At 69.3% G+C, this 19954-nt stretch carries 16 protein-coding genes; 13 read left to right on the top strand and 3 right to left on the bottom strand.

What is annotated here, in order from left to right:
* Positions 1 to 25 precede the first annotated feature (25 nt).
* The 9 genes from D892_RS48380 (at position 26) to D892_RS0106280 (ending at position 13057) form a co-directional block, all read left to right on the top strand.
* Entirely contained in the window at positions 26 to 1024 is a 999-nt protein-coding gene (locus D892_RS48380; protein WP_369801811.1) for a class I SAM-dependent methyltransferase, read from the top strand.
* 107 nt (positions 1025 to 1131) lie between these two features.
* Complete coding sequence (locus D892_RS0106320) at positions 1132 to 1884, top strand: thioesterase II family protein (RefSeq protein WP_024800437.1); 753 nt, start codon at positions 1132 to 1134, stop codon at positions 1882 to 1884.
* The gene (locus D892_RS0106315) at positions 1881 to 3176 is read left to right on the top strand and encodes a polyketide synthase (RefSeq protein ID WP_024800436.1); all 1296 of its coding nucleotides are present in this window, start codon (positions 1881 to 1883) and stop codon (positions 3174 to 3176) included. The genes D892_RS0106320 and D892_RS0106315 overlap by 4 nt, the downstream gene beginning before the upstream one ends.
* On the top strand, positions 3169 to 6246 hold the full coding sequence (gene nbtC, locus D892_RS0106310; RefSeq protein ID WP_036566791.1) for a nocobactin polyketide synthase NbtC: 3078 nt from the start codon (positions 3169 to 3171) through the stop codon (positions 6244 to 6246). Before D892_RS0106315 ends, nbtC begins: the two co-directional genes overlap by 8 nt.
* A gap of 118 nt (positions 6247 to 6364) precedes the next feature.
* Positions 6365 to 7351 carry an ATP-binding cassette domain-containing protein gene (locus D892_RS0106305; RefSeq protein WP_232236010.1) on the top strand — a complete coding sequence of 329 codons (987 nt, stop codon included), beginning with the start codon at positions 6365 to 6367 and terminating at the stop codon, positions 7349 to 7351.
* Positions 7348 to 8151 (top strand): ABC transporter permease, encoded by an 804-nt coding sequence (locus D892_RS0106300; protein WP_024800433.1) that lies wholly within the window; start codon positions 7348 to 7350, stop codon positions 8149 to 8151. Before D892_RS0106305 ends, D892_RS0106300 begins: the two co-directional genes overlap by 4 nt.
* Before the next feature lie 310 nt (positions 8152 to 8461).
* On the top strand, positions 8462 to 9277 hold the full coding sequence (locus D892_RS0106295; protein ID WP_232236009.1) for an ABC transporter permease: 816 nt from the start codon (positions 8462 to 8464) through the stop codon (positions 9275 to 9277).
* Positions 9278 to 9839: 562 nt separating this feature from the next.
* Positions 9840 to 10949 carry a glycosyltransferase family 4 protein gene (locus D892_RS0106285; protein ID WP_024800430.1) on the top strand — a complete coding sequence of 370 codons (1110 nt, stop codon included), beginning with the start codon at positions 9840 to 9842 and terminating at the stop codon, positions 10947 to 10949.
* Positions 10946 to 13057 carry a glycogen debranching N-terminal domain-containing protein gene (locus D892_RS0106280; RefSeq protein ID WP_024800429.1) on the top strand — a complete coding sequence of 704 codons (2112 nt, stop codon included), beginning with the start codon at positions 10946 to 10948 and terminating at the stop codon, positions 13055 to 13057. Before D892_RS0106285 ends, D892_RS0106280 begins: the two co-directional genes overlap by 4 nt.
* A 12-nt stretch (positions 13058 to 13069) precedes the next feature.
* On the opposite strand, the gene D892_RS0106275 is transcribed toward D892_RS0106280, so the two are convergent.
* The 3 genes from D892_RS0106275 to D892_RS0106265 form a co-directional block, all read right to left on the bottom strand.
* Complete coding sequence (locus D892_RS0106275; RefSeq protein ID WP_024800428.1) at positions 13070 to 13738, bottom strand: AIM24 family protein; 669 nt, start codon at positions 13736 to 13738, stop codon at positions 13070 to 13072.
* Positions 13739 to 13817: 79 nt separating this feature from the next.
* Positions 13818 to 15851: a M13 family metallopeptidase gene (locus D892_RS0106270; RefSeq protein ID WP_051499011.1), complete on the bottom strand. Its 2034-nt coding sequence runs from the start codon at positions 15849 to 15851 to the stop codon at positions 13818 to 13820.
* Positions 15852 to 16014: 163 nt separating this feature from the next.
* On the bottom strand, positions 16015 to 18066 hold the full coding sequence (locus tag D892_RS0106265) for a M13 family metallopeptidase (protein ID WP_024800426.1): 2052 nt from the start codon (positions 18064 to 18066) through the stop codon (positions 16015 to 16017).
* Positions 18067 to 18468: 402 nt separating this feature from the next.
* Between D892_RS0106265 and rplN the strand changes: the two genes are divergently transcribed.
* From rplN to D892_RS0106245, 4 genes are read left to right on the top strand one after another with little or no spacing between them, the layout of a single operon-like run.
* Complete coding sequence (rplN, locus tag D892_RS0106260; RefSeq protein WP_024800425.1) at positions 18469 to 18837, top strand: 50S ribosomal protein L14; 369 nt, start codon at positions 18469 to 18471, stop codon at positions 18835 to 18837.
* Position 18838: 1 nt separating this feature from the next.
* Complete coding sequence (gene rplX / locus D892_RS0106255) at positions 18839 to 19153, top strand: 50S ribosomal protein L24 (RefSeq protein WP_024800424.1); 315 nt, start codon at positions 18839 to 18841, stop codon at positions 19151 to 19153.
* The gene (gene rplE, locus D892_RS0106250) at positions 19153 to 19716 is read left to right on the top strand and encodes a 50S ribosomal protein L5 (protein ID WP_024800423.1); all 564 of its coding nucleotides are present in this window, start codon (positions 19153 to 19155) and stop codon (positions 19714 to 19716) included. The genes rplX and rplE overlap by 1 nt, the downstream gene beginning before the upstream one ends.
* Before the next feature lie 4 nt (positions 19717 to 19720).
* Positions 19721 to 19906, top strand: coding sequence for a type Z 30S ribosomal protein S14 (locus tag D892_RS0106245; protein ID WP_024800422.1), 186 nt, complete (start codon positions 19721 to 19723; stop codon positions 19904 to 19906).
* Positions 19907 to 19954: the final 48 nt, after the last annotated feature.

Raw genomic sequence — 19954 nt, 5'->3', positions numbered from 1 at the left:
TATCGACCTGTTCGGGCTGCGCGCCATGATGGGTGTGCTGCGCCCGGTGCTGGGCGAGGACTTCCGCACCGTCGACGAGATCGCCGCCGCATTGGAATTCGCGCCGCGGCACCGCTGGCTGCTGCGGCAGTGGTTGCTGGCATTGACCGAGAACGACTGTCTGGAGCAGGATTCCGGGCGCGGCTACCGGTACCTGAACGCGGTCCCCGCGCCGGTCCGGGCCGATCTGTACGAGGTGTGCGCCGATCTCGGCTACCCGAGCGAGTTCGCCACCTTCCTCGCCGTCACCGACGAGCACCTGGCCGACCTGGCGCGGGACCGGGTGCGGGTGCAGGAGTTCCTGTTCCCGGACGGCGACATGGTCACCGCCGACACCTTCTACCGGGACAACCTGGGCAGCCGCTACCTCAATCTCGCCGCCCGCGATGCCGTCGCCGACCTCGTCGCGCGGCTGCGGCGCGACACCTCGCCGGTCCGGATCCTGGAACTCGGTGCGGGCGTGGGCGGAATGACCAGCGAGATCGTCACGGGGCTGGCCGGCATGCCGGTGGATTACCACTTCTCCGACGTGTCCACGTTCTTCCTCACCGCCGCCCGCAAGCGGTTCGCCGACGTGCCCGGGATGCGATTCGGCATCGTCGACATGAACGCGGATCTGGCGAAGCAGCCGCGCTGCGACATCGTGCTGGCGTCGAATGTGGTGCACAACGCGCGGCATATCGGGCACACCCTGCGGCAGCTGCGCGATCTGCTGAATCCGGGCGGCGCGGTCGTCTTCCTGGAATTCTGTCTGGCCCACTGCGAGATGCTGACCTCGGTGCACTTCCTGATGTCGGCGCCCGAGGGCGAGATCACCCCGGGCCACGACGACGTGCGGGCCGGCACCGACCGAATCTTCCTGACCCAGCGCGAATGGCGGGATCAGCTCGCCGAATCCGGGCTGACGCCGCGGCCCGTGCTGCCCGCGGCCGATCACCCGCTGGCGCCGCTCGACCAGCACCTCTTCGTCGCCGTGCGGGAGTGACCGATGGGGGTGCCCCTGATACTGGGGTCGTCTGGTAACTTAGGTGTGCCTTACCTTCGTCGGGGTGGTGAGGTTGCTATGCGGAACCAAGCCCGAGGGATAGTGATATGGCAACTGCACCCGGTTGGATCAGACAGTTTCACAAGCCGCGTGCGGCGGCGGCACCGTTGGTGATCTGCCCGCACGCGGGCGGTGGGGCGTCGACGTATCGGCCGTTCTCCAAGCGGCTGCGCGAGGATTTCGATGTCGTCGTGCTGCAGTACCCGGGGCGGCAGGACCGGGCCCGCGAGGCCCCGCTGCACACGCTGCCCGAGGTCGCCGCGGGCGCCTTCGAGGAGTTCGCGCGGTCGCCGTTCCATCGCGGCGAGCCGATCACGGTGTTCGGCCACAGCATGGGCTCGATCGTGGCGTTCGAATTCACCAGGCTCGCCGAATCCGCCGGAGTGCCCGTGCGTTTGCTGGGTATCTCCGGGGCGGTGGCGCCGTCCCGAGTGGCCGATATGCCCGGCCATCCGACCGACGACGAGGAGTTGCTCGAACACGTCGGCGGATTGCAGGGCACCGGCGACGACGTGCTGGGCAACCGCGAGCTGATGCGGATGGCGCTGCCGGTGCTGAAGGCGGATTACGCCGCGTTCGACCGCTATTCGTGCCCGGAGGACGTGCGTGTGCGGGCCGCCATTCACGCGATGGGCGGCAGCGACGACGAATTCGTCACGATGGGTGAGCTGTACGGCTGGCAGCGTCATACCGAGGCCGATCTGCAGGTCGCGATGTTCGACGGCGGGCATTTCTATCTCCACGATCAGGTCGCGGGGATCGCGGAACTGCTCGCCGGTGAACTGGAGACCGTACAGTGAACGACCCGATCGTCATTACGGGTATGGCCGTCGAGGCTCCGGGCGGTATCGAGACCCCGGCCCAGTACTGGGCCGCGCTGGCCGAATCCCGGGACCTGATCGGGCCGTTCCCGCGCGACCGCGGCTGGCCGATCGAGCGGTTGCTGTCGCTGTCGGAGGTCGACGGGTGGTCCGCGGTCCGCGATGCGGGCGGATTCCTCGACACCGCTACGGAATTCGATCCGATGTTCTTCGGCATCAGCCCGCGCGAGGCGGTCGCGATGGATCCGCAGCAGCGGGTGGCGCTGAAGGTCGCCTGGTGCGCGCTGGAGAACGCCGGGCTCAATCCCGGCCTGCTCGACGGCGACGAGGTCGGCTGCTACATGGGGGTGTCCTATACCGAATACGGCCCGCACGCCGCCGAGGTGAACGACTACAGCGGGTACCGGGCGGCCGGCGTCGCCCTGGGGGCCGTCTCGGGCCGGATCTCCAACTGCCTCGGGCTGGGCGGGCCGTCGATAGTCGTGGATACCGCCTGCGCCTCGTCGCTGTCGGCGCTGCATCTGGCGGCGGCGGCCGTCCGCGGCGGCGAATGCGAGTGGGCGCTGGCCGGCGCCGTCTGCGTGATGGGTTCGGCCGGGCCGTTCTTCGAGTTCTCGAAGAACAACGCGCTGTCCACCGACGGGCAGTGCAAGCCGTACTCGGAGGAGGCCACCGGCACGCTGTGGGGCGAGGGCGCCGGTGTGGTCGTGCTGGAACGCGAGTCGCGCGCCCGGGAACTGGGCCACCGGATCCACGGCCGGATCCTCGCGACCCGGGTGAACCACAACGGCGGCGGTGCGCCGATCGCCGTGCCGAGCACCGAGGCGCAGGAACGGCTGATCCGCAAGACCGTGGCGGCCGCGGGGATCTCGCCGGAGGTCGTCGGCATGATCGAGGGCCACGGCACCGGCACCGCCGTCGGCGATCCGCTCGAACTGGCCGCGCTGCAACGGGTGTACGGGGGCGGCAAGGCGCGGCTCGGCTCGGTGAAGTCGAATCTCGGTCACGCCCAGGCGGCCTCGGGCATGCTCGGGTTGATCAAGGTGCTGCTGAGCGGATCACACGGCCGGATCGCGCCGACCCGCTTCGCCGACACCCCGACCACCAAGGTGGACTGGGATACCTCCGGCCTGCGCCTGGCCGCCGAACTCGACCATTGGCAGCCGCACGACGGGATCCGGTACGGGGCCGTCTCGTCCTTCGGCGTCTCGGGCACCAATGCCCATGCGCTGCTGGCCATTCCGGCCGACGAGGAGGAGACCCATGTCTAGCTACCGGTTACCGGACGGGACCGTCCCGGTGTTGCTGTCCTCGGACAACGCCGACGCGTTGCGCCGGGAGGCGGCGGCGGTCGCCGACTATGTCGCCGAGCACGGCGAGGTCACGCCGGACCGGGTGGCGGACATGCTCTTCCGCACCCGGGTGGCGCGGCGGCATCGGGCGCTGGTCATGGTCACCGAGCGGGCGGAACTGCTGGACGCGCTGCGCGCGGTCGCGGCGGGTGAACCGCATCCGGCCGTGGTGAGTTCCGCCGAGGCCGCCGTGGCCCGGCGGGTCGCCTACATCTTCCCCGGTCAGGGCAGCCAGCGGCCCGGTATGGGTCGCATGCTCTACGACCACTCCGAGTCCTACCGCGCGGCGGTCGAGGAGTGCGACAAGGTCTTTCACGAACTGTACGAATGGTCGCCGCTCCCGTATCTGCTGGATGTCGACGCGCCGGCCGACGACAGCGCGCACACCGTGCAGCCCGCGCTGTTCATGCAGATGGTCGGGATCGCCGCGATGTGGCGGGCGGTCGGGGTGCGTCCGGCGGTGACCGTGGGGCATTCGCAGGGCGAGATCGCCGCCGCCTACATCTCGGGCGCGCAGACGCTGCGCGACGCGGTGCGCATCGTGACCAGCCGCGCGACCATCGTCGACGGCCTGAAGCTCACCGGCTACTCGATGGCCGTGGTGGGCATCGACCGCGACGAATGCGAGGATCTGCTCGCCCGGCACGCGGGATTCGCGGAGCTGTCGGTGGTCAACTCGGCGCATATCCTCGCCATCTCCGGCGAGCGCGAGGCGGTGCTGGCCATCGTCGAACTGCTCAATGCCGAAGGGAAATTCGCCAAGGAGATCCGGGTCCAGTATCCGGCGCACACCTCCTACGTCAGCGGCTTCCGGGAGATCCTGAGCCGCACCGTCGGCGACGACATGGACAACCGGTCGTTCCTGGACGGCGAGGTCGACTTCATCGGCGCCACATTCGGTGACCGTGTCCATACGGAGCTGTCGGTCGTCGACTACTGGTACCTGAACCTGCGCAACCGGGTTCGCTTCGACCGCGCGATCGAGCTCGCCGCCGCCGATGCCGACACCTTCGTCGAGATCTCCGAGCACCCCACGCTCATGCTGGCCATCCAGGAGAACCTGAGCGGGGTGACGGCACAGCGCGACTTCCAGGTGCTGGGCACCTCCCGCCGCAGCGCCGAGGATCTGCGCGAATTCACCCGCAGCCTGGCCACCGTCGCGGTGCACGACGCCGGATACCCGTGGGAGGCGTTGCGGGACAGCGTATCCGGCGAACCGCCGGCGCCGCCGCTACGGGACTTCCCGAACACCCGGATGTCCCCGAAGAAGCTGTGGGCGCCGTATCCGTATGCCGCCGCCGCGCGGCCGGAGCGGCCGGCCCGCGCCGACGGCACCGTGCCGCCGCAGCGGCTCGTCGAGCACTGGACCCGCCTGCAGCGGCGAAGGCTGGTGCCGCCGCGCACCATCGCCCTGGTGGACCACACCGGACGGTGCGGCGACCTGGTGTCCGCGATCTGCGCGGTCGCGCCCCGGCACGGCGCCACCGTCGTCTACACCGACGAATCGGGCACGCCCGCCGCGTCGTTCGACACCCTGGTGGTCCTGGTCCCGCCGCCGTCGGAGGACGGGACCGCGGCCGCCGTGGACGATCTGGCCGCATTCCTCGGCGATCGCTCCTGGCTGCCCGACGTCACCGGGGTCACCGACGTCTGGCTGGTGACCGCTGGCGGCGAGCAGGTGCTGGAATCGGATCTGCCCGGCCTGCTGCACGCCGCCGTGCCGGCCGGATTCCGTTGTCTGGCGGCCGAATACGTCGGCGTCGGTTTCCGCCACGTCGACCTGGCGGCGGGCGAGGATGCCGACGTGTCGGCGAAGGGCCTGGTGGGCGCGCTGCACATTGCCGGCGAGCCCGAACTCGCGGTCCGCGACGGCGGCGTCTACAGCAAGCGGCTGGTCGTCGACGAGGCCCCCGACGCTCCGTTCGACGCGGAGCGGCTGCGCGAGGTTGTCATCGTCGGCGGCACCGGCAAGCTCGGGCTGGACTTCTGCGAGCACTTCGCCGCGGCCGGTGCGGACAGGATCACGCTGATCAGCAGGTCGGGGGGCGATGCCGCCGCGGCCGGCCGCCTCCGCGACATCGAGCGCCGCGGCGGCACCGAGATCGTCGGCCGGATCTGCGATGTCGCCGACGAGGACGCGGTGCGCACCCTCGCCGAGGAGTACCGCGACACCCCGGCGTCGCTGATCGTGCATGCGGCCGTGGACTATTCGGCGGCCGAGGCCGAACCGACGCCCGCGACCGTGCGCGCCGCCGCCGCGGCGAAGGCGCTCACCCTGGACCACCTGGTGCGGCACTTCCCGCTCGCCGACGACGGCCGCCTCGTGCTGTGCTCCTCGCTGTCGGCGACGCTGGGCGGGCGCGGGCACCTGGTGTACTCGGCGGTCAACCGGCTGCTGGATGCCGCAGCCGCCCGCTACCGGGCCCGGGGCCTGCGCTGCTCGTCGGTGCAGTGGGGGTTGTGGCGGGCCGTCGGCGCCGACAACGCCGAGGCCCTGGCCAGGATCAGCGGGGCCGGGCTGCTGCCGATGGACCCGGCGGGGGCGATCGCGGCCGGTTTCGCGCCGGAGCCGGCGAATGTGCTCGTCGCGGCGGCGGATTGGGGGCGGATCCGGGACCTGTACTCGGTCTTCGGTTTTCAGCCGCTGTTCGCCGAGCTACCGGAGGAAACGCCGCCGGTCCCGGAAGCGGTCGCCGGCGACGCGCCCGATGCCCCTGCCGATGACGCCGTTCCGGCCGCTCCGGCGGACACCGCGGCGACAGCCGCTCCGGACACCGCCGCGACGGTGCGGCACGCGCTGCGCATCGTGATGGGCCTGGACGGCACGGAGACCATCGACGGGACCGTGCCGCTGGTCGCCCTGGGCCTGGACTCGTTGCAGGCCCTGGACCTACGGAAACGCCTCGAATCCGATCTGCAGCGTGAGCTGCCGGTCACGGCGATCCTCGGCGGCGCCTCGCTCGACGAAGTGGTGTCGCTGTTGGGCTGAGCAGGGCGCGGGCGATCCGACGTTGCCAGTGCGAGGGGTGGAGTTGAGTACTGAATTAGGTTAGCGTTACCAAAGTAATCAACTGCCTAGATTGATGAGCGCTCAGACGGAGAACATTGTGTCGGAAACAGTGGCAGAACCGGGCGGCGTCTCGGGAACGGACAACGCGATCGTCGTCGAATCGGTCGAGAAGTCGTTCGGTGACGTCAAGGCCCTGCGCGGGATCACCTTCAGCGTGCCCACGGGCAGCGTGCTGGGTGTGCTTGGCCCGAACGGCGCCGGAAAGACCACGACCGTGTCCATTCTGTCCACCCTCACCCGCCCCGATGCCGGCCGGGCCGAGGTCGCCGGTCACGACGTGGTCCGCGACGCCGCCAAGGTGCGGTCGTCGATCATGCTCACCGGTCAGTACGCCGCGCTGGACGAGATGCTCACCGGCCGGGAGAACCTGGTGCTGTTCGGTCGCCTGATGGGCCTGCGTCGCAAGGCCGCCGCGCAGCGGGCCGGGGAACTGCTCGAGCAGTTCGCGCTGACCGAGGCCGCGGACCGGCGGGTCGGCCAGTACTCCGGCGGCATGCGCCGCCGCATCGATATCGCCTGCGGCCTGGTGCGCCCGCCGCGGGTGGTGTTCCTCGACGAGCCGACCACGGGCCTGGACCCGGTGAGCCGGCAGAGCCTGTGGGCGCTGGTGCGCTCGCTCAAGGAGCAGGGCGTCACGGTCCTGCTCACGACGCAGTACCTCGAGGAGGCGGATGCGTTGAGCGACAACATCATCGTGGTCGACAAGGGCACGGTGATCGCCGAGGGCACCGCCGATCAGCTCAAGGCCCGCTCGGGCGCCAGCTACTGCGAGGTGGTTCCGGTCGACGCCGGTGACGTGCCCGCCGTGGTGTCGGCGCTGTCCGGGCTGGGCGAGACCACGGTCGCCGAATCGCAGGACCGGGTGTCGCTGCCCGCACCCGACGGCGCGGTGACGCTGTCGGAGGCGCTGAACCGGATCAACGACGCCGGAATCGAATTGATCGATATCGCGCTGCGCCGGCCGTCGCTGGACGAGGTCTTCATCGAGCTGACCAGGAAGCCGGCCGTGGGGGCCGAGGCGTGACCACGGCGGCGAAATCCCCGGACGCACTACAGATTTCCGACGGGGAGCTGAAGGTTCCGCCGTGGTTGCAGTTCGGCGCGCTGAGCACGCGCAACATCCGGGCCGCGCTGCGTCAGGGCGATGCGGTGCTGGCCTTCGCGCAGCCCGTGGTGTTCTTCGTGTGTTTCTATGTGCCGCTGCGTCATTCGCTGGAGTCGCCGGGCGTGAAGTACGCCCAGTACCTGCTCCCGGTGATCGTGGCCTACGCCATGTTCTTCTCCTCCATGTTCGCCGGCGACCGGGCGGCGAAGGAGGTCGTCGGCGGCATGGCGACCCGGCTGCGCTCCATGCCGGTGCCGCCGTGGGTTCCGGTATCCGCCCGGCTATCGGCGAATATGGCCCGGGCGGTGACATCGCTGGTGGGTGCGCTGGTGATCGGCTCCGTATTCGGCTTCCGGTTCCACTCCGCCGGTACGGCGGTGCTTTTCGTCGTGGTGGTGCTGGCGTTCGGTGCGGGCCTGATGGTCGCCACCGACGCGCTCGGCACAGTCACGCGCAACCCGGAACTCAGCGGCACCGTGCTGTTCGGGCCGCAGCTGCTGCTGATCCTCGCCTCGACCGGACTCGTTCCGGCGGAGGGCTTCCCGGGCTGGATCCAGCCGTTCGTCCGCAACCAGCCGGTCTCCCAGATCGCCGCGGCGCTGCGCGGGCTGGCCGACGGGCGGGTCGTCTCCGAACTCGGCGTGGCCGCGGCGTGGATCGTGGGGTTGTTCGTGGTCGGTGCGGTGCTGGCGGTGCGAGCGGAAGGACACCGGGCATGAGCGACGCGACCGGAGGCGGCAGCTTGCGTCACCACGGAGGGAGCCGGGAATGCCCGTAGAGAACACAGGCATGAGCGACGCGACCGGAGGCGGCAGCTTGCGTCACCACGGAGGGAGCCGGGAATGCCCGTAGAGAACACAGGCATGAGCGACGCGACCGGAGGCGGCAGCTTGCGTCACCACGGAGGGAGCCGGGAATGCCCGTAGAGAACACAGGCATGAGCGACGCGACCGGAGGCGGCAGCTTGCGTCACCACGGAGGGAGCCGGGAATGCCCGTCGAGAACACAGGCATGAGTGGGGAGTCGGAAGTGACTGTGCAGGTGGATTTTTCGGACGACCTTGCGGCCCGGCCCGGGCTGGGTTCGCTGCCGTCGCAGAGCCTGGTGGAGGCGAGCCGGCTGTTGCGCCGGTGGTCGCGGCAGCCGGAGGTGATCACCAGCACCCTGGCCTTCCCGATCCTGCTGCTGCTCCTGTACGACCTGGTGCTGGACAAGTCGCTGGGCAATACGGCCGGCGGCACCGATCCGATCTACGGATTCGTGCCGATGATCGCGGTGGCCGGGGCCATGTACGGCGCGATGGGCACCGGTCAGTCGCTGTTCGGCGAGCGGGAGAGCGGCCTGCTGCGCCGGTTCTGGGTGCTGCCGATCCACCGCGCCGCCGGGCTGATCGGGCGACTGCTGGCCGAATGCGGCCGCGCGCTCGCGGCCACCGTCGTGGTCATCGTCATCGGGATGCTGCTCGGCCTGCGCTTCGAGGAGGGCTGGGCGGGCGCGCTCGGCATGCTCGTGGTGCCGGTGATCGTGATCGCCGGATTCACGCCGGTGGTGGTCATGGTCGGCGTGAGCAAGGCCGGCGGCCAGGCGGTGCAGCTGTTCGCGATTGTGGTGCTGGTCGGCATGTTCTTCAACTCGGGATTCGTTCCGGTGCAGAACTATCCGGGCTGGTTGCAGCCGATCGTGCGGGGCCAGCCGATGAGCTGCGCCATCGAGGCGATGCGCAACTTCGCCGTCGGGGGGCCGCTGGTCGTCCCGGTGTTGCAGACGGTGGCCTGGGCGGTCGGCCTGATCGCGGTCTTCGGTGCGCTGGCCGTGCGCGGCTACCGGAAGGCCGCCGAGGGCTGACCGGAATACCGCCGGGGCCGACCGGTGGCACGGGCCGCGACACGATTCCGGGCCACGAATCGTGTTGCGGCCCTGGTGGTTATATCTCAGCAACGTTGCGGGGATCTCGGGGGGTGGTCCGGGGTGTGCGCTAGAGTGGTGGTCAGCCCCCTGGCCGCCCGGCGCGATGGTGCGCCACGGTGCGTTCATCGTCGCACACTCACCGGTAGCGGGATTCCCAGGCCGATTTCATCGCCGAACTCATTCCTGACGCACGTATGTGCCATTGATCTGAAACACGATCGTCCATTCCGGTGCGGCAGTGGGCTCCGCATGGGCACTCGATGAAGTGCCATCCGCTCGTGTGTCTCGGGAGATGGACATGAACGCACAGTTCTCGGCCCCGCAGCAGGCTTTCGGCCCTGCCTCCTCCGCGCGAATCGCCGCGGTGTCATCCTCCGCGCGAGTCGCCACGGTGTCATCGTCCGCGCGAGCCGCCACGGTGTCATCGTCCGCGCGAACCGCGGCGTCATCGTCCGCGCGAACCGCGGTGTCGTCCGCACGCGACGCCCTGCGCATAGCCATGGTGGTTCCGCCCTACTTCGACGTTCCGCCCAAGGCCTACGGCGGCGTCGAGGCCGTGGTCGCGGACCTGGTCGACGCCCTGATCGATCGCGGTCACGAGGTGGTGCTGTTCGGCGCCGGCGAACCCGGCACCAAGGCGCGGTTCGTCCCGGTATGGGACGAGATCCAGGCCGACCGGCTCGGCGACCCGTTCCCGGAAGTGGTGCACGCGTTGAAGATTCGCTGCGCGCTGGAGCGGGCGGTCGCGGCGGCGGGCGTCGACCTGGTGCACGACCACACCTTCGCCGGCCCGCTCAACGCGCCGTTCTACCGCGGCCTCGGCCTGCCCACGGTGGTCACCGTGCACGGTCCGGTCGACGGCGATCCGTATGTCTACTACCGCGCGCTCGGCTCGGACGTGTCGCTGGTGGCGATCAGCGACCGGCAGCGCGCGCTCGCCCCCGACCTGAACTGGGCCGGCCGGGTGCACAATGCGTTACGCATCGGCGATTGGCCCTTCCGCGCCGACAAGAGCGACTACGCTTTGTTCCTGGGCAGGTTCACCGAGGACAAGGCGCCGCACCTGGCACTGGAGGCCGCACACGCGGCCGGTATCCCGCTGGTGCTCGCCGGTAAGTGCAACGAGCCTGCCGAGAAGGCATATTTCGAGAAGGCGGTGCGGCCGTTGCTCACCGAGCGCGACCAGGTGTTCGGAATGGCCGACGCCGCCGCCAAGCGAAAGCTGTTGTCCGAGGCCGCGTGCCTGCTGTTCCCGGTGCAATGGGAGGAACCGTTCGGAATGGTGATGATCGAGGCGATGGTCTGCGGCACCCCCGTGGTGGCGTTGCGCGGCGGCGCGGTCGCCGAGGTGGTCATGGACGGCGTGACCGGCCGCATCTGCGACGACCCGGCCGAGCTGCCGATCGCGGTGAAGGAGGTGCGCGACTACGACCCGGAGGCGTGCCGGGCGCACGTGGTGTCGCATTTCGGCGAGGACACCCTGGGCCGCGGCTACGAGCGGGTGTATCGCGATGTGCTGTGGGCGCACCGGGCCACGCGGGTGAGCCGGGTGTCGATCCGGTCCCGGCCGCTCGGCGCCGCCGGGGCCGCGGTGGGTGACCCGGCGTGACGGGTCCTACTCCGTTGAATTCCGGGGAGCCGTCCCTGCTCGGCGCCTCGGTGACGCTGGTCGAGGGCAGCACCTTCTGCCTGTCCGACCAGGTCGGCGACGTGGAGCCCGGCACCGCGCAGGGCCTGTTCTACCGCGACGCCCGGGTGGTGTCGCGGTGGGAACTGCGGGTGGACGGACAGCGCCCGGAGCCGCTGTCGGTGCTGAGCCCGGAGGCGTTCACGGCGCGCTTCATCGCGCGCCGGCCGCCGCGGCCCGGCGCGGCCGACAGCAGCCTGCTCGTGGTGCGCGAACGCCTGGTCGCCAACGGTTTACGGGAGACCGTGACGCTGGAGAACCTGGGCCGCGAGCCCACCGCCGTGACGCTGGAACTGTTCGCCGACGCCGATTTCGTCGATCTGTTCGCGGTCAAGGAGGGCCGCGACGGGCGCGGCCGGGCCGAGGTCCTGGTGGCCGACAGCGAACTGCTGCTCACCGATCGCTCCGATCGTTCCCGCGGGCTGGCGGTCTCGGCGTCGGAGCCGCCCGCGGTGCTGCCCGGCTCGCTGACCTGGCGGGTCGTGGTGCCGGCCGGCGGCTGCTGGCAGACCGAGATCCTGGCCCAGCCGACCACGGCCAACCAGCGCGTGCAGCTGCCGCTGGGGCCCGGCGAGCACTACGAGACCAGCGCCCCCGGCCGCAAGATCGAGGCCTGGCGCGATACGGCCACCAAGCTCACCACCGGCGATCCGCTGCTGACCGCCGTGCTGCAGCGCACCGAGAGCGACCTGGGCGCCCTGCAGATCCACGACGACTCGCGCGCCGGCCGCACCTTCGTCGCCGCCGGCGCGCCCTGGTTCATGACGCTGTTCGGCCGCGACAGCCTGCTCACCGCGTGGATGGCGCTGCCGCTGGACGTCGGCTTGGCGATGGGCACGCTGCAGCAGCTGGCGCAGACCCAGGGGCAGCGGGTGGACGCGCTGACCGAGGAGGAACCGGGCCGGATCATGCACGAGATCCGGCGTGGGCCCTCCGGCGGGCTCGCGCTCGGCGGCGAGACCTACTACGGAACCGTCGACGCCACACCGCTTTTCGTGATGCTGCTGGCCGAGGCCCGGCGCTGGGGCGCGGCACCCGAGGAGGTGCGGGCGCTGCTGCCCGCCGCCGACGCCGCGCTGGACTGGATCACGCACTTCGGCGACCGCGACGGCGACGGCTTCGTCGAGTACCAGCGCGCCACCGACCGCGGCCTGGCCAATCAGGGCTGGAAGGACAGCTTCGACGGGATCAACGACGTCACGGGCCATCTGGCGCAGGCGCCGGTCGCGCTGTGCGAGGTGCAGGGCTACGTCTACGCCGCGCTGCTGGCGCGGGCGGAGCTGGCCGAGGAATTCGGCGACGCGGAGCGCGCGAGCAGGCTGCGCGACCACGCCACCGCACTGCGGACCAAATTCGGCGAGGCGTTCTGGCTGCCCGAACGCGGCTGGTACGCGGTCGCGCTGGACGGCCGCAAGCATCGAATCGACGCGCTCACCAGCAATGTCGGGCACTGCCTGTGGTCGGGTATCGCCACCGACGAGCAGGCCGAGCGCTTGGTGCAGCGGCTCTCGACGCCGGAGATGGATTCCGGATTCGGTCTGCGCACCCTGGCCACCGGCATGGGCGCATTCAATCCGATGAGCTACCACAACGGTTCGGTATGGCCGCACGACACCGCGATCGCGGTGGCCGGGCTGCTGCGCTACCGGCACGTGCCGGGCGCCGTCGAGCTGGCCACCCGGCTGGCCGACGGCCTGCTCGACGCGGCCGCGGCGTTCGGCGGCCGGCTGCCCGAATTGTTCTGCGGTTTCCCGCGTTCCCGGTTCCAGGCCCCGATCCCGTATCCGACCTCGTGCTCACCGCAGGCCTGGGCGAGCGCCGCCCCGCTGCTGCTGGTGCGCTCGTTCCTGGGCCTGGAGCCGGACGTCCCGCGCCGCGCCCTCACCGTGCTGCCGCACCTGCCGCCCCGGTGGGGCCGCGTCGAACTCACCGACCTGCGCCTGGGCGGTTCGGTCATCGATCTGGCGGTGGACGGCGACCACGTCGTGGCCTCCAACCTGCCCGACGACTGGCGGCTGGTGACGCACTGAGGGTTGCGGGACTCAGTGGGTGTGCGGGGGTACCGTCGGGCCCTCGCTGGCCTGGACCAGCACGAACCCCTGTCCCTGGAAGGCCAGTTGCATGGCCTCGCCGCTGCCGCGGCCGATCAGCGCGCTGGCCTTGAAGGTGCGGTTGACGCCGACCTGCAGGCTGGTGCTCCACGCGACCGCCGACTGACCGTCGGCGAAGGTCGGGGCGCGGCCCGCGTCCAGCATCACCGGGGCGCCGTGGGTGGTGACGGCCACCCAGCCGGTGCCCTGCAGGGTGGTGTTGAACAGGCCGCCGGCGGCGATGCCCGCGCCCTGCACCCGCTGGATGTTCGAGTTCAGGCTCGATTCGTAGGCGAGGACGTTGCTGCCGTTGACGGTGATGCCCTCGTTCTCCAGGAAGAACAGCTGCACATCGTGCGCGTCGTCGGCCAGGAACAGCATGCCCTGCCCCTTGACCCGCATCAGCGGCACGCCCTCGCCGGTCACGGCCTTCTTGATGAATTTGCCGATACCGCCGGCGCCTTCGTAGTCGAAATCCATCTGGCCCTGGAAGGCGACCATGGAACCCTGCCGGGCCAACACGTCACCGTTGAGTTGGATCCGGAGCATCTTGGCGTTCTGCAGGGCGAAATGCCCGGGCAGCTGCGCCTGGTCCAGATTCCCGAAAAACGAACTACGCATGATCGAGCGGCCTCCCGTGCCCTGTATGTCCCGCTTGAAGTCGAAGTATATAGGCGGCGACGTCAGTGCAGTGGTGTTCTCACAGCGTGACCCGCTGGTCCGGCGGGAGGTACAACTTGTCGCTCTCCTGCACCCCGAAGGTGTCGTAGAACTCCGCGAGGTTGCGCACCACCTGGTTGCACCGGAATTCGTTGGGGGAGTGGACATCGGTGAGCAGTTCGACGGTGCGTTCCTCGGTGTCCTTGCCGCGCCAGCTCCGCGCCCAGGACAGGAACATGGCGTGGTAGTCGGGCTGGGCGCCGTCGCGCTGCGCGGCGATGCGATAGGCGGCCAGCGCGATCTGCAGGCCGCGCAGATCGGCGAGGTTCTCGCCCAGCGTCAGCTCGCCGTCGACGTGCTGGTTCGGCTCGAGTCCCTCGGGGACCAGCGCGTTGAACTGGTCCACGAGCTGCCTGGACTTGGCCTCGAACGCGGCCCGGTCCTGCCCGCTCCACCAGTCCCGGAGGTTGCCGTCGGCATCGTATTTCGAGCCCTGATCGTCGAAGCCGTGGCCGATCTCGTGACCGATCGTCGACCCCACCGCGCCGAAGTTCAGCGCGAGCTGTGCGTCCTTGTCGAAGAACGGCGGCTGCAAATACGCCGCGGGGAAGGTGATCTCGTTGTTGGGCGGATAGTAGAAGGCGTTGACGGTCTGCGGCGTGCTGTTCCACTCGGTCTTGTCGACCGGCTTGCCGAGATAGTCGAGCGTGCGCCTGGACTCGAACGTGTTGATGGCGCGCAGGGATTCGATCAGCTTGCCGCGGGTGATCTTCAGCCCGGAGTAGTCGGTCCACTTGTCGGGGTAGCCGAGCTTGACGGTCATCTTGTCGAGCTTGGCGATGGCGGCGTCCCTGGTGGCGGGGGTCATCCACGCGGAGTTGCGGAAGTCGTCGCGGTAGGCCGTCATCAGGTCGGCCACCATCTTCTCGACCTCGTCCTTGGCCTCGGGCGGGAAGTACTTGGCCACATAGAGTTTGCCGAGCTGCTCGCCCAGCTTCTCGTCGACCGTGGACACCCCGTACTTCCAGCCCTCCGGGCGCTGTTTCTGCCCGGACAGCACGGTGCCGAAGAAATGGAAGTTGGCGTCGTTGATCGTCTTCGGCAGGTACTTGGCGAACGACCGCACCAGGCCGAGCTTCAGATACTCCCGCCAGAGCGCGATATCGGTCTCGGCCCAGATCCGCCCCGCGGCGGTGACGTAGGACGGCTGGCTCACGACGATCTCGCCGAACAGCTCCCTGGGCCGATCGGTATTGCCGGCCAGCCACGGATCGAAGTCGAAACCCTTACCGAGATCGGTCAATTGGGCCCACGTCATGCGGTTGTAGCTGGCGTTGGCGTCGCGGACGCGGACGTTGTTCCAGTGTTCGGCGGCGATCCGGGTCTCCAGGTCGAACATCCGCTGCGCCATGCCGGCCGGGTCGGGGAATCCGGCGCCCGCCGCGATCTCGCGCAGGTAGGTCCGGTAGGCGTCGCGGATCTCGGCGTACTCCGGTTTGCGGTAGTACTCCTCGCCGAGGCCGATCCCGGCCTGGCCGATCGACGGCACGTAGCTGTCGGTCTTCTTCCGGTCGATGCCCACGCCGAGCCCGATCAACCCCTCCAGCGGCAGCTCGCCCATCACGCGGGCGAGATCGGGTTTGGTGGCGGCGCGGTCGATCCGGTCGAACAGGTCCTGTAGCGGGGTGATGCCCAGCCGCTCGACGGTGTCCAGGTCGACGCGCGCATCGTAGAGGTCGCGGATGTGCTGGGCCTCGGTCCCCTCCTCGGGATCCTTGATGCCGTCGATGATCTCGCGCAACTGGGCCTGGGTGCGTTCGGCCGCCTCGCTGGCCGTGCTGTAGCCGGCCTTGTCGGGCGGCAGCTGGTAGTCACGCAGCCATGCGCCGTTGACGTGGCGGTACAGATCGTCCTGCGGGCGCACCGCCTGGTCGGCGCCCGACATATCGGGGCCGTGCAGTTGTTTCGGCGCCTCGTCCTGCGAGCAGCTCGCCAGCGCGGCGGCCGCGGGCACGGCGCCCAGGGCGATCAGAAATGCGCGACGCGGCAGGCGTACCGGACCCGACGATCCCACCAGAACCCCACTCCCCGGGGAACTGCCCCCAGTGCTCGTATCCGACTTACTGCGCAAGAGGCTACCGGGGCGGGGGCGGCCGGGGTGGACCGAACGGGTGATCGCCGACCCCGGTGGCGGCGTGCGGGGGACGGCGTCACCGGCACGCGGTGCTCCCGGTCGGCTACAGCGTCACGCGCTGGTCCTCCGGGAGGAACAGCTTGTCGCCCTCCCTGACGCCGTAGGTGGCGTAGAACTCGGGCTGATTGCGGACCACCTGGTTGCAGCGGAACTCGGAGGGGGAGTGCGGATCCGAGGCGATCTGGCTCTCGGTGGCCTGCGTGGTCTGCTTCGCCCGCCAGGTCCGGCCCCAGGACTCGAACATCGGGCGGTAGTCGGGAGTCTCGGTGCCGTCGCGCTTCTCGGCGATCCGGTAGGCCGACAGGGCGATCTCCAGGCCGCGCACGTCGGCGAGGTTCTCGCCCACGGTCAGTTCGCCGTCGACGTGCTGATCCGGTCCGAGTCCCTCGGGGACCAGCGAATTGTACTGCACGACAAGCTGTTTCGTCTTTGCCTCGAAGGCCGCCTTGTCCGCCGGCGTCCACCAGTCCTTCAGGTTGCCGTCGCCGTCGTACTTGGCGCCCTGGTCGTCGAAGCCGTGCCCGATCTCGTGGCCGATCACCGCGCCGCCCGCGCCGAAGTTCACCGCCTGCCGGGCGTCCTTGTCGAAGAACGGCGGCTGCAGGAACGCCGCCGGGAAGACGATCTCGTTGCCGCTGGGGTTGTAGTAGGCGTTGACGGTCTGCGGCGGCATCATCCACTCGGACCTGTCGACGGCGGTGCCGAGCTTGCCGAACATCCGCGCGGCCTCGAATGCGGTGATGGCGTTGAGGGATTCGATCAGCTTGCCGCGGGTGACGGTCAGCCCGGAGTAGTCCTTCCACTTGTCCGGGTAGCCGATCTTGGGGTTGATCTTGTCGAGCTTGGCCAGGGCGGCCTCCCGGGTGGGCGGCGACATCCAGTCGGAATGCTGGAAGTTGTCGCGATAGGCCGCGATCAGATCGTCCACCATCTGGTCGGCGCGTTTCTTGGCCTCGGGCGGAAAGTACTTGGCCACGTATACCTTTCCGAGCTGCTCGCCGAGGTTCTCGTTCACCAGCTGCACGGCCGAGCGCCACCGCTCCGGCCGCTCCTGCAGGCCCTGCATGGTCCTGCCGAAGAAGTCGAAGTTGGCGTCGGCGATGTCCTTCTTCAGATACGGTGCGTTCTCGCGCACCAGGCTCAGCTTCAGGTAGTCGCGCCAGGTCGCGATATCGACCTCGTCCCACAGCTTTCCGGCCTCGGTGACGAACGACGGCTCGGCGACGACGAGGGTGCCGAACAACTCCTTCGGCCGGTCGGTATTGCCCGCCAGCCACGCGTCCCAGGCGAATTCCGGTGCGAGCGCGACCAGTTCGGGCCAGCTGCGCAGGTTGTAGGTGGCCGAGGCGTCGCGGGTGCGGACGTTGTCCCAGAAGCCCGCCGCGATCCGCGTCTCCAGATCGACCACGCGTTGTGCCAGCGCCGCCGGGCCGGGGAAGCCCGCGCCGGCGGCGATGCGTTCCATGAAGCTCCGGTAGGCGGCGAGCTTCTGGGCGTACTCGGGCTTGCGGTAGTACTGCTCGCCGAGCCCCAGGCCCGACTGGCTGACCATGGGCAGGTAGGCGTTCGAGTTCTTCGGGTCGGCGTCCACCGCCAGCCCGATCAACCCGACGTTCGGCAACGCGCCCATCGCCCGGGCCAGCGCGGTCTTGTCGGCCGCGCCGTCGATCTGCCCGAACAGGCCCCGCAGCGGCGACATGCCCAGCTTCTCGATCTCGTCCTCGTTCATCCGGGCGTCGTACAGGTCGCGGATCTGCTGGTCCGGGGTGCCGTTCTCCGGGTCCTCGATGCCCTCGACGATCCCGCGCAGCTCGCCTTCCACCCGGTCGCCCACCTCGTCGAAGGTGCCGAACTGCACCTTGTCCGGGGGCAACTGGTAGTCCCGCAGCCAGGTCCCGTTGATATGGCGGAACAGATCGTCCTGCGGCCGGACGGCGGGATCGGAACCCGATAGGTCCGGACCGGTCAGCGGCTTGGTGGCGGCGGAATCGGAACTGCGGCAGGAGACCCCCACCACCGCGGCGGCGGGCACCAGCCCGAGGGCGGCCAGGAAACTGCGGCGGGCGAGGGCGGTCGGACGCTCGGGCGCGGTCACTCGTTCTCCTCAATAACCTTCGGCCGACGCGACCGGGCCCTACGCGGTTACGCAGGCCCGACGGTCGTGTCGAGCAGGTAACGTGGCATGTGCTGATACGTAGCTCGCGCCGACGTTAGTGCAGGCGGCTGAGCATCAGCTGAATTCACACGGGGCCACGCTGCCCCGATTTGGGGGCCACCTGGGGCTTCGTTACACTGGCTGGGTTGCCTGCGGGACGACTGTGCCCGCACTCCGGCCGCGAACCCACAGTGGTTGATCGATCCAGATCTGCGAAACCGCTGGCAGGCGCAGCCCCGCGTAGCTTGCGGAGCGGGCCGTCGGGTCCGCTGGAGGGCAACAGACCATGCCCGTCGGGTCGGTATCCGGCGTGCATATCGTCCAGGTCTAGGAGGAGCTGAAGTGATTCAGCAGGAGTCGCGACTGCGCGTCGCCGACAACACGGGTGCCAAGGAGATTCTGTGCATCCGCGTGCTCGGCGGGTCGTCGCGTCGCTATGCCGGTATCGGCGACGTGATCGTCGCCACCGTCAAGGACGCCATCCCCGGCGGAAACGTCAAGAAGGGTGATGTCGTCAAGGCCGTCGTCGTGCGGACCGCCAAGGAGCGCCGCCGTCCCGATGGCTCTTACATTCGTTTCGACGAGAACGCCGCGGTGCTGATCAAGCCGGACAACGATCCGCGCGGCACCCGCATCTTCGGCCCCGTCGGCCGCGAGCTGCGCGACAAGCGGTTCATGAAGATCGTCTCGCTGGCCCCGGAGGTGCTCTGACATGAAGGTGCACAAGGGTGACACCGTGCTCGTCGTCTCGGGCAAGGACAAGGGTGCCAAGGGCAAGGTCATCCAGGCCTACCCGCAGACGGACAAGGTCCTGGTCGAGGGCGTGAACCGGATCAAGAAGCATGTCGCGAACTCCGCGAACCAGCGCGGCGCCAGCTCGGGCGGCATCGTGACCCAGGAGGCGCCCATCCACGTGTCGAACGTGATGGTTGTCGACTCCGACGGCAAGCCGACCCGGGTGGGTTACCGCACCGACGACGACGGCAAGCGGGTGCGCATCTCCCGTCGCAACGGGAAGGACATCTGATGACGACTACCGAAAAGATTCAGCCTCGCCTCAAGGTGCGCTACCGCGAGGAGATCAAGGACGCGCTGAACAAGGAGTTCGACTACGCCAACGTGATGCAGATCCCGGGCGTGGTGAAGGTCGTCGTGAACATGGGTGTCGGCGACGCCGCCCGCGACGCCAAGCTGATCAACGGCGCGGTGAACGACCTGGCGCTGATCACCGGCCAGAAGCCGGAGATCCGCAAGGCCCGCAAGTCGATCGCGCAGTTCAAGCTGCGCGAGGGCATGCCGATCGGTGCGCGCGCCACGCTGCGCGGCGATCGGATGTGGGAGTTCCTGGACCGTCTGGTGTCGATCGCGCTGCCGCGTATTCGCGACTTCCGCGGTCTGTCGCCGAAGCAGTTCGACGGCCACGGCAACTACACGTTCGGTCTGAGCGAGCAGTCGATGTTCCACGAGATCAATGTGGACGACATCGACCGTCCGCGCGGTATGGACATCACGGTCGTCACCACGGCGACCAACGACGAGGAGGGTCGCGCCCTGCTCCGGCACCTCGGCTTCCCGTTCAAGGAGAACTGAGCATATGGCTAAGAAAGCTCTGATCAACAAGGCCAACGCGAAGCCGAAGTTCGCCGTTCGCGCCTACACCCGCTGCCAGCGCTGCGGCCGCCCGCACGCGGTCTACCGCAAGTTCGGCCTGTGCCGCGTCTGCCTGCGCGACATGGCGCACCGCGGCGAGCTCCCGGGCGTGCACAAGTCCAGCTGGTAAGCAGCAGCTGATATTTCGCACTGCGGTGGTCCGTCTCCGACGGACCAC

Origin of the sequence: Nocardia sp. BMG51109, from assembly GCF_000526215.1 — a bacterium.
GTDB lineage: Bacteria > Actinomycetota > Actinomycetes > Mycobacteriales > Mycobacteriaceae > Nocardia.
This window is presented reverse-complemented; position numbering and strand designations above follow the sequence as displayed.